General features: G+C 70.1%; 17 protein-coding genes and 1 pseudogene. 11 read left to right on the top strand and 7 right to left on the bottom strand.

The window, feature by feature from the left end; translation table 11 throughout:
• Positions 1 to 12 precede the first annotated feature (12 nt).
• A pseudogene (locus tag V5O46_RS14700) lies at positions 13 to 711 on the top strand (DUF3631 domain-containing protein); the annotation flags it as partial.
• A 27-nt stretch (positions 712 to 738) separates the two neighbouring features.
• Here the strand turns inward: V5O46_RS14700 and V5O46_RS14695 are convergent.
• The 3 genes from V5O46_RS14695 to V5O46_RS14685 form a co-directional block, all read right to left on the bottom strand.
• Positions 739 to 1587: an IS5 family transposase gene (locus V5O46_RS14695; protein ID WP_332885034.1), complete on the bottom strand. Its 849-nt coding sequence runs from the start codon at positions 1585 to 1587 to the stop codon at positions 739 to 741.
• Between the two features lie 136 nt (positions 1588 to 1723).
• Positions 1724 to 1954: a DUF397 domain-containing protein gene (locus V5O46_RS14690; protein WP_266456055.1), complete on the bottom strand. Its 231-nt coding sequence runs from the start codon at positions 1952 to 1954 to the stop codon at positions 1724 to 1726.
• Positions 1951 to 2832 carry a helix-turn-helix domain-containing protein gene (locus tag V5O46_RS14685; protein WP_332885033.1) on the bottom strand — a complete coding sequence of 294 codons (882 nt, stop codon included), beginning with the start codon at positions 2830 to 2832 and terminating at the stop codon, positions 1951 to 1953. Before V5O46_RS14685 ends, V5O46_RS14690 begins: the two co-directional genes overlap by 4 nt.
• 183 nt (positions 2833 to 3015) lie before the next feature.
• Between V5O46_RS14685 and V5O46_RS14680 the strand changes: the two genes are divergently transcribed.
• Together V5O46_RS14680 and V5O46_RS14675 are read left to right on the top strand one after the other, a co-directional pair.
• Positions 3016 to 4338 (top strand): tetratricopeptide repeat protein, encoded by a 1323-nt coding sequence (locus V5O46_RS14680; protein ID WP_332885032.1) that lies wholly within the window; start codon positions 3016 to 3018, stop codon positions 4336 to 4338.
• A 19-nt stretch (positions 4339 to 4357) separates the two neighbouring features.
• Positions 4358 to 5074 carry a 2'-5' RNA ligase family protein gene (locus tag V5O46_RS14675; RefSeq protein ID WP_332885031.1) on the top strand — a complete coding sequence of 239 codons (717 nt, stop codon included), beginning with the start codon at positions 4358 to 4360 and terminating at the stop codon, positions 5072 to 5074.
• On the opposite strand, the gene V5O46_RS14670 is transcribed toward V5O46_RS14675, so the two are convergent.
• On the bottom strand, positions 5052 to 5495 hold the full coding sequence (locus V5O46_RS14670) for an ATP-binding protein (protein ID WP_332885030.1): 444 nt from the start codon (positions 5493 to 5495) through the stop codon (positions 5052 to 5054). The two genes, V5O46_RS14675 and V5O46_RS14670, sit on opposite strands and share 23 nt — an antisense overlap.
• A 289-nt stretch (positions 5496 to 5784) precedes the next feature.
• Here V5O46_RS14670 and V5O46_RS14665 point away from each other — a divergent pair, with 289 nt between their 5' ends.
• The 5 genes from V5O46_RS14665 to V5O46_RS14645 all read left to right on the top strand — a co-directional run bounded on the left by V5O46_RS14665 (position 5785) and on the right by V5O46_RS14645 (position 9286).
• Positions 5785 to 6213 (top strand): DUF6415 family natural product biosynthesis protein, encoded by a 429-nt coding sequence (locus tag V5O46_RS14665; protein ID WP_252103116.1) that lies wholly within the window; start codon positions 5785 to 5787, stop codon positions 6211 to 6213.
• Positions 6210 to 6914, top strand: coding sequence for a hypothetical protein (locus tag V5O46_RS14660; protein WP_332885029.1), 705 nt, complete (start codon positions 6210 to 6212; stop codon positions 6912 to 6914). The genes V5O46_RS14665 and V5O46_RS14660 overlap by 4 nt, the downstream gene beginning before the upstream one ends.
• Positions 6915 to 7057: 143 nt before the next feature.
• Positions 7058 to 8176 (top strand): radical SAM protein, encoded by a 1119-nt coding sequence (locus V5O46_RS14655; RefSeq protein ID WP_332885028.1) that lies wholly within the window; start codon positions 7058 to 7060, stop codon positions 8174 to 8176.
• Positions 8173 to 8385: a hypothetical protein gene (locus V5O46_RS14650; RefSeq protein WP_332885027.1), complete on the top strand. Its 213-nt coding sequence runs from the start codon at positions 8173 to 8175 to the stop codon at positions 8383 to 8385. The genes V5O46_RS14655 and V5O46_RS14650 overlap by 4 nt, the downstream gene beginning before the upstream one ends.
• Before the next feature lie 85 nt (positions 8386 to 8470).
• On the top strand, positions 8471 to 9286 hold the full coding sequence (locus V5O46_RS14645) for a protein kinase family protein (protein WP_332885127.1): 816 nt from the start codon (positions 8471 to 8473) through the stop codon (positions 9284 to 9286).
• 542 nt (positions 9287 to 9828) lie between these two features.
• Here V5O46_RS14645 and V5O46_RS14640 read toward each other — a convergent pair.
• On the bottom strand, positions 9829 to 11154 hold the full coding sequence (locus V5O46_RS14640) for an NAD(P)-binding domain-containing protein (RefSeq protein WP_332885026.1): 1326 nt from the start codon (positions 11152 to 11154) through the stop codon (positions 9829 to 9831).
• Between the two features lie 133 nt (positions 11155 to 11287).
• On the opposite strand from V5O46_RS14640, the gene V5O46_RS14635 reads away from it, so the two are divergent.
• The gene (locus V5O46_RS14635) at positions 11288 to 11692 is read left to right on the top strand and encodes an ArsR/SmtB family transcription factor (protein WP_332885025.1); all 405 of its coding nucleotides are present in this window, start codon (positions 11288 to 11290) and stop codon (positions 11690 to 11692) included.
• On the opposite strand, the gene V5O46_RS14630 is transcribed toward V5O46_RS14635, so the two are convergent.
• Entirely contained in the window at positions 11649 to 12371 is a 723-nt protein-coding gene (locus tag V5O46_RS14630) for an aquaporin (RefSeq protein WP_408648999.1), read from the bottom strand. The two genes, V5O46_RS14635 and V5O46_RS14630, sit on opposite strands and share 44 nt — an antisense overlap.
• 110 nt (positions 12372 to 12481) lie before the next feature.
• Positions 12482 to 12793 (bottom strand): ArsR/SmtB family transcription factor, encoded by a 312-nt coding sequence (locus tag V5O46_RS14625; protein ID WP_332885023.1) that lies wholly within the window; start codon positions 12791 to 12793, stop codon positions 12482 to 12484.
• A gap of 107 nt (positions 12794 to 12900) precedes the next feature.
• Between V5O46_RS14625 and V5O46_RS14620 the strand changes: the two genes are divergently transcribed.
• Together V5O46_RS14620 and V5O46_RS14615 are read left to right on the top strand one after the other, a co-directional pair.
• Positions 12901 to 13536 (top strand): arsenate-mycothiol transferase ArsC, encoded by a 636-nt coding sequence (locus V5O46_RS14620; RefSeq protein ID WP_332885022.1) that lies wholly within the window; start codon positions 12901 to 12903, stop codon positions 13534 to 13536.
• 137 nt (positions 13537 to 13673) lie between these two features.
• The gene (locus V5O46_RS14615; protein WP_332885021.1) at positions 13674 to 14093 is read left to right on the top strand and encodes an arsenate reductase ArsC; all 420 of its coding nucleotides are present in this window, start codon (positions 13674 to 13676) and stop codon (positions 14091 to 14093) included.
• Positions 14094 to 14183 lie beyond the last annotated feature (90 nt).

Raw genomic sequence — 14183 nt, 5'->3', positions numbered from 1 at the left:
GAAGGCGCCGGCCTGCTGGACGAGCTGCGCGCAGCGATCGCCCGGTACGTGATCCTGCCAAGTGGCGAGGCGCTGACCGCCGTCATGCTGTGGGTGGGGGCCACGCACATCCAGCCCGCACTGCAGCACGCTCCGCGCCTGGCGGTGGTCGGGCCGGCGAAGCGGTGCGGCAAGTCCCGCCTGCTGGACGTGATCACGGAGACGGCCCACGACCCGCTGATCACCGTGAACACCAGCCCAGCTGTCGTCTTCCGTGCCATCGGTGACGACCCGCCCACTCTGCTGGTGGACTAGGCCGACACCATCTTTGGCAGTATCAAGGCCGCCGAGAAGAACGAGGAACTGCGCGGCCTGCTCAACGCCGGCCACCAGCGCAACCGGCCCGCCCTGCGGATCTCCGGCCCCGAGCACAAGACGCGGAAGTTCCCCACCTTCGCCATGGCCGCGCTTGCCGGCATCGGCGCCCTGCCGGACACGGTCATGGACCGGGCGGTGGTGATCCGCATGCAACGCCGCAAGGACGGCGAGCGGGTCGAACAGTTCCGCTCCCGCCGCGACATCCCCGCCCTGCACACCCTGCGGGACCGCCTGGCGGCCTGGATCCGTCCGCTCATGGACACCGCCGAGGACCTGGTACCGCGGATGCCGGTGCAGGACCGCGCGGCGGACACCTGGGAACCTCTCGGGCCCGGGCGGCGTCTTCCTGGAGGTCCAGGGCGTCGAGGAGGGGCTCGATGTTCACGCTGCCACCGCCTGCGTCTCGCGCCAGGTGGGGGCGTTCGCGCCGGTGAGGCGTCGGGTCATGACGTGGGTCATCGCCCAGTAGACACTGGAGGCGGAGGAGGAGGTGTGGTGCTCGTAGTCGCGGACCGGACGCCGGTGCAGTATCAGGATCCCGTAGGTCTGCTCGGCTCTCCACCGCTTCGGCTGGGGCACGAACCCCTTGACCTGCGGGTTGCGTTCGACGATCTCGACGTCGATGCCCAGGCCGGCGCCGTGCATGACGACCTGATTCTTGAAGCCCTGGTCGGCCAGGGCTTTGCGCACGGTTCCGTCGGCGTGCTCGGCGACCTGGTCAAGCAGGACGATGCCCGCGGCGTTGTCGTGGGTGTTCGCAGCAAGGACGACGACCGCGATGACCAGGCCGAGGACGTCCACGGCCAGGCCGCGCTTGCGGCCGGGCACCCGCTTGGCCGGATCGTGGCCACTCGTGGAGGCGGGGACCCCGGCGGCCACGTGGACACTCTGGGTGTCCAGCACCACCAGGGTCGGGTCCTCTGATCGTCGGGCCCTCTCCCGGACCTGGCAGCGCAGGAGTTCATGAATGACCTGGTCGGTCCCGTCGTCCCGCCAGGCGGCGAAGTAGTAGTACGTCGCGCTCTTCTGCGGCAGGTCGTGCGGGAGATGGGCCCACTGGCAACCGGTCCGCCCCTGGTAGAGGATGGCGTTCACGATCTCCCGCATGTCGTAGGCGCCCTGATGACCGCTGACCGAGCGGTGCCGGTCCTTCCATGCGATGATCACCGGTTCGATCAACGACCACTGCTCGTCCGATAAGTCACTCGGGTACGGCTTGCGTTCACTCACCCGGTCACATCACCAGACCACCAACCGCTGACCGGCAGAGTCCGCCCCACCGCCACACGATCAGGCGACAGCAGATCGACTCAAAGACTCACGAACCGCCCACTAAAACGGTGGCATGTGCGGCTCGGGCAGTGCGTCAGCCGACGCAAGTTTCGCCGTCCGTGTAGTGGTCCAGCAGATCGCCCAGGGCGGAACGGCTGAGGATCACAGGTGAGAGGTCAGGAGCCTTGGAATCGCGCATCCCCGCGTACGCGCCGAGGTCGGCGATCTCGACACAGTCGTTGGCACCTCCGCTGTAGGAGCTCCTGCGCCATTGCGCGTTGTGCAGTTCCTCGGCGCGGGGACGGCGGGGTGGATTCGTGCTCAAGGTTCGAGCTCCTCGGCAGTGCGGATGAAGCGGGTAAGGGTCTCGGCCGGGCTGAGGGCGGAGGCCCTGAGCTGGTCGAAGGTGTCCGTGTAGTTCTGGACGTCGCTTTGGGACTCCAGATACACGGAGTTGTTGGGGTTCTCCAACCAGACCAGCGGAGCTGTGGGCTGGGGGAAGGTGAGGATGACAAAGGGGCCGTACAGGCCCGGATGGGCACCGAGGGCGAACGGGAGGAGCTGGATGGTGACGTTCGGTTGTTTGCCGGCCTGGACCAGGCGCGCGAACTGCTGGCGCATCACGGTGGGTGAGCCGATGACACGGTGGAGGACTGCTTCGTCCAGGACTGCCCGCAGTTCGGCGGGACGCTCACCGGACAAGCGGCTTTCCTGACGTTCCATGCGTACCTTGACCAGAGCGTCCACCTGATCGGCACTGAGATCAGGACGCATTTGTGCAATGACAGCGCGAGCGTAGTCCTCCGTCTGAAGCAGGCCGGGAACGAGCAGGGGCTGGTAGTTGGCCAGCCCGATGGCACCTGCCTCCAGGGCGAGGTAACCGTCGTAGCGGGTCGGGGTGAGAACCGTGGAGTACTTGCGCCACCAGGGCTTCTGCTGTTCCTTGTCGGCACGCACCAAGTCCAGGATGTCGTCGCGCAGCTCGGTGTCCGTGACGGCGTAGCAGTCGAGGAGAGCCCGAACCAATACCGGGGTGGTGCCGCGCTCGCCGGTCTCGATCCGGCTGAGAGACCCCTGGTTTACTTCAATCTGCTCCGACACCTCGGTGAGGGTCAGGCCGGACGCCTCCCTTAACTCGCGCAGTCGTGTGGCGAGCTGGCGTCGGTAGACCGACTGAGGGACCAGCTTCCTCTTCAGTGCCATGGAGGCAGTCTGTCCATCCACCCATTGGCGGACAACCCGAACGGGGCAACTTAGCCAGACATATTGCCTAGTTGCACTTTGCGTCGGCACTCTTGCGTAGGACATCCCGTACGCCACACGGTCCGGCGTGCGTGCCGTTCGCCGAGGAGCCCCTGGTTCCGCCGACGTGTTGGAGGGTCTTCCATGCCCCGTAACACGCTGCTTCGGCAGTTACTCGAAGAGCGCCACCTCACGACTTACGCGGCGTTCGAGGTGCAGTTCTCCCGCGCGGCCCGGGACCTGGCCGAGGAGGCGGGTGACCCTCGGCTGGCCTCGGTCGCGGTCTCTTCGCGACAGTTCGACCGGTGGATGAGTGGGGAACTGAAGCAGCTTCCCCGCCCCGACACGTGCCGCATTCTGGAGGAGCTGCTGGGAAGGGCCGCCCGCGACCTGTTCGCTTCGGCCTCGGCCTATCCGCCGACCGTCCCAGAACCACTACCAGCGGACGTTCCAGCTTCTACCCAAGCCGGTCCGCCGGCCCACGATGACGACCCGGCGGAGATCGTCGCCCGAGCCCGCCAGCTGGCCTGCGGCAACGTCGACCAGACCACTCTGTCCTTTCTCGCCTCCCGGATCGAGGTGATCACCGAGCGGTACGAGAAGGACGGGCCGGACGGCCTGTGGGGACAGACGAAGAGCCTGCACAGCATGGGGTACACCCTGCTAGCGGGTCAGCAACCTCCATCCGCACGCAGGGAGCTGTTCCGGATCACTGCACGCGCCGGCGGACTGCTCGGCTACATGGCGGTCAACACCGGCGCGTTCCGCCTGGCTGAGGCGTACTGCGCCGAAGCGCTGGAACTGAGCCGGGCGATCGGCGATCTCGACACCGAGATGTGGGCCTGCGCCACCCAGTCCTTCGCGGCGTACTACGCAGGCCGTTACGACGAGGCCGACGCGCGGGCCGTCGCCGCGGTGGACCGGGCGCCGGACCACCCGCAGGCCATCCGGCTGCTGGTCAACGGCCGGGCCCGGGCGCTCGGCAAGCTCGGTGACCGGAACCAGGCCGAGCGGGCCATCGGACGGGCGCTGGAGCTCTCCGACCGGCATGATGTGCCCGTCGGCCTGACCTCATGCATCTCCTTCTTGCCGTATGGGCGGGCCCGCACCCTGGCAAATGCGCTGACCGCCCGTGTCGCTCTGCAGGACACCGGGCACGTGCTGCGGGACGCCGAGGACCTCGACGACCTGGTCGAGAAGTCCGACTCCGCGTGGAGCCGCTCGCTGGTCCGCCTCGACGTGGCCACCGCGGTGCTTCAACAGCGAGCACCGGATGTGGAGCACGCCATGTCCCTCGGGCAACAGGCGATCACTCTGGCCAGCCCGCTGCCGATCAGTTCGGTGCGGCAACGCTCTCGGGATCTGTACGAGCGAGCAGCCCCTTGGCGGTCCCGGTCGGCGGTGCGCGAGTATGGCGAACAGCTCCGCGTCTGGGGCTGTCAGCTCCCGCCTGCTGAGGCGGGGTGATCACGGAGGAGTTCGCCGGGTGTCTTGGCCGCATGTCCAGCTCAGCGCCGATCCCGCAGCCTTCCCTACCCATCCCCCGGCCGACCTGAGTGACCCGGTGGTGATCGCGGCACACGACCAGGCCGCCTTCGACGCCGTGGAGACCATGGTCGATCACTGGGATCGGCCCGGCTGGACGGCACAGACCCGGGCGTACTACTGGATGCTCACCTTCCCCGGCAGTCCAGCGTTGGCCGACCTCGCTCTTCGCTGCCAGCAGCACCTCGCGCGGCTCGGCCTGGACCCGGTCCCCGACGACGGGCTGCACATCACGCTCACACGCGTCGGTTCCGCCGCAACGCTGCCGCTGAGCCGTCTCGATGACGTCATCAGCGCGGCGGCCCCGCTTCTCCCGGCGGCCTTCCGCCTGCGGGCTGTCCCGCTCGCGGGTTCTCGGGGAGCCGTACGCCTGACGGTCGCCCCTTGGGGCCCGGTACTGGCGCTGCACTCGGCCCTCAGCGAGTCCATGGCTTCGCTCGGGCTGGCGCCCCGCAAGCCGACCGCGCTGTTCCGCCCCCACCTGAGCCTGGCCTACAACAACCGGCCACGCCCCGCTGCCCCGGTCATCGAGGCCGTCACCCCACTCCGGGGCCTTGCACCAGTCGATCTGCACGTCCAGGAAGTGCAGTTGGTGGAGCTGCGACGTGAGGACCGCGCCTATCGGTGGAACGTCGTCAAGAGCCTGCCGCTCGGCTGACTGCCGCTTCCCCGCGCGGCAGGACGGCAACGACCGCCTTGCCGACGGCGGTGGTCTCCACGTACCACCGACGTGCCAGCGTCTGCACCAGCCACAGCCCACGGCCGGACTCGGCCAGCGGATCGGCAGCCGTCTCCGACAGGTGCACACGACCGTCGTCAGGCTCCGGGTCGTGGACCGCGACGATGACCTGATCCCCGTCGATCTCGATGGTCAGACAGTCAGGGCCGGCCGTCGTGTGTCGCACGGCGTTGCCCACCAGCTCGGATACGACCAGCACAGCGTCGTTTTCGCAGGGGGCGACGTCGGCCAGGACGGTACGTGCCCGGTCACGGGCCGAGGCAAGGGGATCGCACCGACCGGCCAGGGCCACCCAGTGCGTGTGCGGACTGGGCACTGCCGGGCTCGAGTCGTTCAGCATCGCGGTCGCTCTTCCGGTCGTACGAACGGGCGTGACCCACAGGTTCCTCCTGTCTCCAGCGCGTCTCCACGCCGCTCGACCGACGCTTCTCCGCCGTCCAGACGGCGGGGGGACGACGTAGCGACGGCGTGGAAACGCCACTACGGCAACGGGATCCTCGAAGCCGATGGCCGGCCCTCTCCAGGGACGGACGTTCGGATCGCCGACTTCGTGCAGAGGAGATCACCGTGCCCGCCCCCGTACGAGGTACCTACCGGCTCCGCCTCGCCGTGCCAGAGGAGTCGAGGCGATGACGGCCACCACCATCCGCCCCGGTTGGTCCCATCCCGTGCGAGCCGCTGTACCGCCCTTCACCGAGGCCGGCTTGAGAAGGGTCCTGGAGAAGGTGCAGCGCTGGGCCCCGTACGTCGACGGACTGCTGCTCGATGACGTGGCAGCCGTCCTGGACGACTACACGCCCACTGAACACGAGGTCGACGAGCACGCGCAGCGCCTTCGTGGCCACCTGATGCGGCTCGTCCACCTCGCTGTGGTCTCCAAAGTGGCCGAGCAGGACGGGCAGGTGGCCGACCTCATCGAGCGCGGGCGCACCATCGGGACCGAGGAAGTACCCACCGACCACCGTCGTGCCGTCGGGCACCTCCGGCGCATGGCGTGGACGCTCCACGAACTCCTCGAACGCCTGGTGGCCCACCAGTGCCTTACGGAGGCGCCGTGACCTTCCCGCCCCTCCGCCTCACGTACAATCCGCGGGCCGCCGAGTCGAGAGACAAGAGTCTCTCCCTGGTCCCGTATATCACCCAGAGGGAAGGGGAGGACGCGGCGCCGGACAACCTCGTCATCATGCGTCACTCCTCCAGCCCGCGGCTGTATTACGCGGACGAGGACCCCCGGGACCGAGACCCGCGGGGCGTGCTCTGGGCCCGGTGCGGGTGGAACCCTGTCGACACCGAAGGCCGGATCTCCGGTGTGCCGCAGTGGAAGCTGATGCACCCCCACCGGCAGATGGTGTGCATGCAGACGCTCACCTGCCAGGTCTGCACAGGTCCCGCCCGCACGCCCCTCGGCTTCATCTTTCTCACCGGCCCTCGGGATCACGATCCAAGTCGGCCGAGCATCCTCACCAATCAACCTCCGGTGTGCCGCAGGCACACCCGTGCTGCCGCGAGGCTTTGTCCGCACCTGGAGGACGACCCGACGGTGTTCCTGGCCAGGAGCGCACCCCTGTACGGCGTGCACGGCACTCTGTACGGCCGGGACGAGGGCGGTGTGAAGGTCATCGCACAGCCGGATGCGCCCTTGCCGTACGGCCATCCGAACATCGGGACGTTCCTCGCCTCGCAATTGGTTCGCCGCCTCCAGTCGTTCCGCGTCGTCGGCCTCGACGAGCTGCTCAATGATCTGGCCACTGCCTCGTAGCTCCCCACGTCGGGGCCCTCTAGCCTCACCGGCCGGCCAACCGAAGGACAGGGGGCCGGTGAGCGGGGCGGGTCCGAGGAGTTCCCCCGACTCCACCTCTGCAAGGACCCGCCCCACCCCCTGCCAGACGACATGGAGGCAACGTGCACCAACTGATCGCGAGTCCGTTCCTGGGCCAGTACCTCCTCCTCCGGCCCGGTCACGCCAAGGGAGTGGCCATCCCCGAGTCCCGCTTCGAGGCACTGCACACGGCGGTCACCGAGGATCGGTCGGCCCCGGCCTGGCTCGCCGAGGCGGCCACGGCCGCATGGCAGATTCCCCTGCCCACCGGGCCACTGCGGGACACCCTCCTCGTCCGTGAACGCTCCACCTACGGGTATGCGAAGGCGTCATGGGAGATCAACCTCGGCTGTGACCACGACTGCGGCTTCTGCTACCTCGGCGAGAAGCGGTTCGAGGGCCTGGACTGGGACGACAAGACGCGCCTGCTCACGATGCTGCGAGACGCCGGTGTCCTGTGGCTCCAGATCACCGGCGGCGAGGCACTGATCGACCCGCAGTTCGCCGCCGCGTACGAATACGCCACCGGGCTCGGGATGATGATCCAGGTATCGACGAACGGCAGCCGGCTCCACAAAGTGAGGATGCAGGAGCTGTTCACCCGCCTGCGGCCCTACCGCCTGACGGTGAGCCTCTACGGGGCGACCGGGGAGACCTACGACGCCGTCACCCGCAACCGCGGCGCCTTCGACCGCTTCAGCCGCGGCCTGGACGCCTCCCGTGCGGCGGGCCTGCCCGTGCGAATCAACATCATCGTCGCCGAGGAGAACGCCCACGAGGTGGACGACATGGTCCGCCTGGTGGAAGACCGCTGGGGCTTCCCGTACCAGGTCTTCACGAACATGTCCCCGACGATCGACGGAGAGGCGAAGCCGCTCGCCTCACAGGCCCAGAAGTACGTCCGCGCCCGCCGTGTCTTCACCGGCTGCAACGCCGGCCACACCTTCTTCCACGTGGACCCGCACGGCATCGCCTCGGTCTGCAAGATCGGCCGCGACCCCAGCGTGAACCTCATGACCGAGGGTCTGACCGCCCTCCCCCGACTCGGCGGCATCGCCGAGTCCCTCCAGCTCCGCACCGGTGGATGCTCCGGCTGCTCGAAGGTCGGCGCCTGCAGGACATGCCGACCGCTGGCCAAGCTCCACCAGGAGGCGGGGGACAACCGATCGCTCTACTGCCAACACGGAGGTTACGGAGCATGACTCCCACCAGCGCCAGCCTGACCCGGCCCGCACCGGTCCCGGTCACCATCGGCCTGCGCCCGCCCACAGAGGCCACCGGCACCCTGCCCGTGCCCATCTCCGCGCCCCCGGTCCCTGAGGGCACGTTCCGGATCATCGGCGACCTGGACGTCGACGTCGCCGAGTCCGCCGGGTGCAGCTGCTCGGCCGGCGACGACCAGCCCTACTAGACCGGGGCTCCGCTCCGGCACGCTGCCCCGGCCGTACGCTGGCCGGGGCAGCCCATCGTCTTCTCCGAGGAACCGCGCCGTGTCCATGATCCGCCGCCACTTCCACGACCTTCCCGTGGAGGCACGCCAGGCCATCGCCGACAAGGCGGGCCCCGTCCACGCCGCCCGCACCGCCGACGGAGGGCTGAACTCGGGCATCGCCGCGTTCCTCGAGACCGATCACGGCCCGGTCTTCGTCAAGGGCATCCCCACCGACCACCCACAGGCCCCGGCCCAGCGTCGAGAGGCCGCGATCAACCCACACCTCCCCCGTGCCTGCCCCCGCCTGTACTGGCACATTGAGGTGGCCGGCTGGGACCTCCTCGGATACGAGGTCCGCCCGGGGCGGCACGCCGACTACAGCCCGGGCTCCCCAGACCTGCCCCTCGTTGCTGCCGCTCTTGCGGAACTCCAGGAGACCACCGCTCCCACGGACGTTCCCATCAAGGCCGCCGAACAGCGCTGGGCCGCCTACGCCCCGCCCGGAACCGCCGCCCTCTTCTCCGGCGACACCCTCCTACACACCGACCTCGCCCCGCACAACGTGCTCGTGGACGACCACGCCCACATCCTCGACTGGGCTTGGCCCACACGCGGGGCAGCCTGGATCGACCCCGCCATCCTCATCCTGCGCCTGCTGGAAGCCGGACACACGCTCGTTGAGGCGGAAGCCTTCGCCAGCCGATTCTCCTCCTGGCGCACTGCGCCAGCCGAGGCCAAGCAGGCGTTCGCCGCCGCCAACGATGCGGCGTGGCGGGAGATCGCCCGCGACGATGCCGCGCCCTGGAAGGCTGCGATGGCTGGCCACGCGGCCGCCTTCCAGGCTCACCTGCACACCTGTAGAGAGAAGGACAGCGCGTAGAAGGCGTGCCGGTCGTTGACCAGCAACTGCGACCCTGAGCCCGGGTGCGCACGCCGTCATCAAATGATGACCTGGCCAGCCCAGCATGGCTCCGTTGTTCAGCTGATTCAAGCAAGCCTTGCGTCCAGTTGAAGTGAGCGGATCAGCTCGGTCGAGGTCAGTCGCATCGAAAGCCAGTCGACTGGCACCGGCGGGCAGCCCCCTGAGGTTGCGTCCTGGGAAGTGGTGTACGGGTTGGACCTGATCCGTACAAGCACATCGGAGCGACCATCCACGTCGCCTCCACGTCCGGGCTCAAGGCACCCGTCACCGTCCTCCGCACGAAGAACGTCAGGGAAGGTGTCGCCATGTACGTCGAGGCGTGCGTACGCAAGAGCGGCCGCTACCCCGACTGCTCCAACCGGGTTCCCGTTCACTCCGAGAGCCGCCATCGGGACTGGCCGTGGACGGCGGCGGCGTCGGGGGGAGAGCCAGGCCCGATCGTTCAAGGAGTGCCGGAGCAGCGGGTGAGCGAGCAGCCGGGGGGCGGCCGAGGCGAGGGGTCAGGTCGCGGTGCCCGGGGTGCTGCAGCAGCCGCTGGGCTGGGTGGCGGGGTCCGGTTCGTCGTAGAGGCCCGCGCCGCCGCAGACTCCGGTCTCCGGGAGGGTCAGTTCGACGCGTGCCGCGGCCTCGTGATCGCCGGCGAGGGCGGCGGCGACGGAGCGGACCTGTTCGTAGCCGGTCATCGCCAGGAACGTGGGCGCGCGGCCGTAGGACTTCATACCGGCGAGGTAGACGCCCTGTTCCGGGTGGGAGAGCTCGGCCGCGCCGTGCGGGTAGACCGTGCCGCAGGAGTGGACGTTGGGGTCGATGAGCGGGGCCAGTGCGGTCGGCGCCCGGAGGCGCTCGTCGAGGCCGAGGCGGACCTCGGAGAGGAAGGACAGGTCGGGGCGGAAGCCGGTCAGCACGATGATCTCGTCGACCGGGTCCAGCCGGCGGCCGTCCTCGGCGACCAGGGTCAGCCGGTCGCCGTCGGGCTCCACGGCCCGGGTGCGGAATCCGGTCACGGCGGAGGCGTGGCCGGCCTCCACCGCCGCCTTTGCACGCAGGCCCAGCGCACCGCGGGCGGGGAGCTGGTCCGCCTCGCCCCCGCCGAAGGTGGAGTCGGTGAGGCCGCGGCGCAGGATCCATACGGCGTGCGCGCCGCTCCCGTCCCCGGCCAGGTCGGCGAGACCGGCCAGCGCGGTGAAGGCGGAGGCGCCGGAGCCCACGACGGCGGTGCGCCGGCCCGCGTACCGAGCGCGGACCGCGGGGTCCCTCAGGTCCGGGACCCGGTAGGAGATGCGGTCGGCCGCCGCCCGCTCGCCGAGGGCGGGCAGGCCGTCGGCGCCCAGCGGGCCGGGGACCGACCAGGTCCCGGACGCGTCGATCACGGCCCGGGCGGCCAGGCGCTCCTCGCGGCCGTCGGCGGTGCGGATGTGCACGGTGAAGGGCTGCGCCTCGCGGTCGGCGTCGACGATCCGGTCCCGGCCGGCGCGGGCCACGCCGGTCACCGTCGCGCCGTAGCGGACCCGGTCGCCGAGGGCGTCGGCGAGCGGCTGGAGGTACCGGTCGGCCCAGTCGCCGCCGGTGGGGTACGCGGCACCGTCGGGCCGGGTCCAGCCGGTGGGGGCGAGAAGCTTCTCCGCGGCCGGGTCCGTGAGCTCGGCCCACGGGGAGAACAGCCGCACATGCGCCCACTCGCGCACGGCGCTGCCCGCGACCGGCCCGGCCTCCAGGACCACTGGTTCGATTCCGCGCCCGATGAGATGGGCTGCCGCGGCCAGACCGATCGGGCCGGCTCCGATGACCGCGACCGGGGGCGGCTGGTCGGCGGTGGGCGAGGTCATGAGGTTCCCCTTTGCTTCGACGTTCGTCGATGACTTGGCAGCCAGCCTGGCACTTGATTCGACATTCGTCAACATAGATGAATGTCGAATCAGCCGGGATCCGTTTTGGATCGACGTGTGTCAACATAGATATGTGTCGAACACCCGGGTACTGGCCCTACTGGACTCCGCCGACGACGGAACGGTCGCGGCGCCCTGCTGCCCGCCACTGACCGAGCGGCCGTTCAGCGCCGAGGAGGCGGAGACGGCCGCCCGGATGTTCAAGGCGCTCGGCGATCCGGTCCGGCTGCGGCTGTTCTCGGCCGTCGCCTCGCACGAGGGCGGCGAGGCGTGCGTGTGCGACATCTCCGACGTCGGGGTCTCCCAGCCGACCGTCTCCCACCACCTGAAGAAGCTCAAGGACGCCGGCCTGCTCGCCTCCGAGCGGCGCGGCACCTGGGTGTACTACCGGGTGGAGCCCGCCGTGCTGGCCGCGATGGGGAGGCTGCTGACCGTCACGCCGCCGGTCGGCCGTCAGGGTCCTGCCGGCCCCGCGTGAAGATCAGCGCCACCAGCGCCAGACCGGCGACCGCGCCGCAGAGCTGCGCGCCGACGAACGCCGGAACCGAGCCGGGCGCGATACCCGCGAAGGTGTCGGTGAAGGCACGGCCGACGGTCACCGCCGGGTTGGCGAAGGACGTGGACGAGGTGAACCAGTAGGCGGCGCCGATGTACGACGCCACGGCCACCGGCGCGAAGCGCAGCCGGTCGGTGCGGGCCAGGCCGAAGATCAGCAGGATCAGGCCGGCGGTGGCGACGAACTCGCCGAGCAGCAGATGGCCCGCCGACCGGTCGTGCGTCGACCACTGCACCAGCGGACGCCCGAACATCGCATCGGCCAGGATCGCCCCCGCGACCCCGCCGGTGATCTGGGCGGGTATGTAGACGACCGCCTCGCGCGCGGTCACCCCGGCACCGCCACGCCGGGCGGTCCACCACTCGGCGAGGGTGACGGCCGGGTTGAAGTGTGCGCCGGAGACCGGGCCGAAGAGTGTGATCAGCACGCCGAGGCCGAAGACGGTGGCCAGGGAGTTTGCCAGCAGCTGGAGGCCGACGTCCCCTGTCAGCTCGGTGGCCTGGATGCCGGATCCGACCACGACCGCCACCAGCGCCGCGGTGCCGACCAGTTCGGCCGCCGCCCGGGCCGGCAGCGGAGGGGTCCGGGGCCGCTGGTCCACGCCGGCGGCCTCGCGACGTTCGGTGACTTCACGGGTCCCGGTGGCTCTGGAGGTCTCGGCGGCCTCGCGGGTCCCGGGAACCCCGTCGATCCCGGTGGGCTCTGTGGTGGTCAACAGGACCGCCTGACGTTGTTCTCGACGGTCACGCGCGCCTTCTCCGCGAGGTCCGTGAACTGCCCCGCCAGCGCGGCGATGACATCGGGTCTGAGCCGGTAGTAGGTGAACCTGCCGCAGGGCTCGGTCTCCACGACCCCCGCCTCGCGCAGCACCTTCAGATGGTTGGAGAGGTTGGTCTGCCTGGCCCCCGTCTCCTCCATCAGGTGTGTGGTGCAGAGCGTCTCCTCCGCGAGCAGAGTGACGATCCGGAGCCGGAGCGGGTCCGCGAGCACCCGCATCAGATCAGTGTCGACTGACGTCATCATGGGCTGATACTCTCACATCACTCCGAGCTGATACCAGTCTGGAGTGAGCCGTTGGGCACCGACCCGAAACCCACACCCGTGGGACCCGCGCCCCGAAGGGGTTTCCCATGACCGCATCACCGCCCCCGGTCCTGCCGGACCAGCGCCTCGCGTCCGGCGTCGCCCGCCTCGCCCTGCGCTATCGCGGGCGCTTCTCCCCGGAGACCATCCTGCGCCTGGTCGGCGACTCGTACGAGCGGCTCGCCGAGCACGCCCGCGTCCGCACCCACCTCGTCGTGCTCGCCGAGCACCTGGCCACCGAACGGCTGGACGCGCTCGCCCATGTCCAGGGCGCCCCGGGCACCGGCCTGCCCCGCGTGCTGTTCGTGTGCAGCCAGAACGCCGGCCGCTCCCAGCTGGCCGCCGCCCTCCTCGCGCACCGGGCCCAGGGGCACGTCGTCGTCTCCTCGGCGGGCACGCACCCGGCGGCCGAGGTGGAACCCGCCGTCGCGCAGGTGCTCACCGAGGCCGGCGTGGATCTGACGTACGCCTTCCCCAAGCCGCTCACCGACGAGGTCGTGCGCGCCGCCGACATCGTCGTCACCATGGGCTGCGGTGACGCCTGCCCCGTGCTGCCCGGCCGCCGCTACCTGGACTGGCCGGTCACCGACCCCGAGGGCTCCCCGGTCGCCGTCGTCCGCGGCATCCGCGACGAGATCGACGCCCACATCGCCGAGCTGCTCGCGTCGTTGCCGCGCAGCTGAACCCGCCCGAGCCCACCTCCGGGGCCCGGGCCCGCCGGCCCCAGGTCCCACCCGAACCACCGGACCCCCAACCACCAGACCCCCAACCACCAGACCCCCAACCACCGGACCCCGAACCACCGGAAAAGGAAGTACCGATGTCCTCCAGCCCCCTCGCCTCCGTGCTCTTCGTCTGCGTCCACAACGCGGGGCGCTCGCAGATGGCCGCCGGATTCCTCTCCCATCTCGCGGGCGACCGGGTCGAGGTGCGCTCCGCCGGGTCCGTGCCCGGGGACCGGGTCAACCCGGCCGCGGTCGAGGCGATGCGGGAGGTCGGCATCGACATCTCCGCGGCCACGCCCAAGGTCCTGACCACCGAGGCCGTACAGGCGTCCGACTACGTCATCACCATGGGCTGCGGCGACGCCTGCCCGGTCTTCCCCGGCAAGAAGTACCTCGACTGGGCCCTGGAGGACCCGGCCGGCAAGGGCGTCGAGGCCGTCCGCCCCATCCGGGACGAGATCCAGAAGCGTATCGAGGAGCTGATCGCCGAGATCGATGCCGGGCACGGGGACTGAGGGCAGGACGAGGGCAGGACGACGGCCGGGCAGGGGCCGGGCAAGACCTGGCAGCGGGCCCCGGGTCCGGGTCGGACGGATGCCGCGACC

This window comes from Streptomyces poriticola (assembly GCF_036689765.1).
GTDB lineage: Bacteria > Actinomycetota > Actinomycetes > Streptomycetales > Streptomycetaceae > Streptomyces > Streptomyces poriticola.
The sequence above is the reverse complement of the archived record's forward strand: the minus strand, read 5'-3'. Positions and strand labels throughout refer to the sequence as shown.

Bases quoted from the DNA above. Each gene is read 5' to 3' on its own strand.
- V5O46_RS14640 (WP_332885026.1), bottom strand. From the start codon at position 11,154: ATGACCTCGCCCACCGCCGACCAGCCGCCCCCGGTCGCGGTCATCGGA.
- V5O46_RS14685 (WP_332885033.1), bottom strand. From the start codon at position 2,832: ATGGCACTGAAGAGGAAGCTGGTCCCTCAGTCGGTCTACCGACGCCAG.
- V5O46_RS14670 (WP_332885030.1), bottom strand. From the start codon at position 5,495: ATGCTGAACGACTCGAGCCCGGCAGTGCCCAGTCCGCACACGCACTGG.
- V5O46_RS14615 (WP_332885021.1), top strand. From the start codon at position 13,674: ATGTCCTCCAGCCCCCTCGCCTCCGTGCTCTTCGTCTGCGTCCACAAC.
- V5O46_RS14650 (WP_332885027.1), top strand. From the start codon at position 8,173: ATGACTCCCACCAGCGCCAGCCTGACCCGGCCCGCACCGGTCCCGGTC.
- V5O46_RS14665 (WP_252103116.1), top strand. From the start codon at position 5,785: ATGACGGCCACCACCATCCGCCCCGGTTGGTCCCATCCCGTGCGAGCC.
- V5O46_RS14645 (WP_332885127.1), top strand. From the start codon at position 8,471: ATGATCCGCCGCCACTTCCACGACCTTCCCGTGGAGGCACGCCAGGCC.
- V5O46_RS14620 (WP_332885022.1), top strand. From the start codon at position 12,901: ATGACCGCATCACCGCCCCCGGTCCTGCCGGACCAGCGCCTCGCGTCC.
- V5O46_RS14680 (WP_332885032.1), top strand. From the start codon at position 3,016: ATGCCCCGTAACACGCTGCTTCGGCAGTTACTCGAAGAGCGCCACCTC.
- V5O46_RS14625 (WP_332885023.1), bottom strand. From the start codon at position 12,793: ATGATGACGTCAGTCGACACTGATCTGATGCGGGTGCTCGCGGACCCG.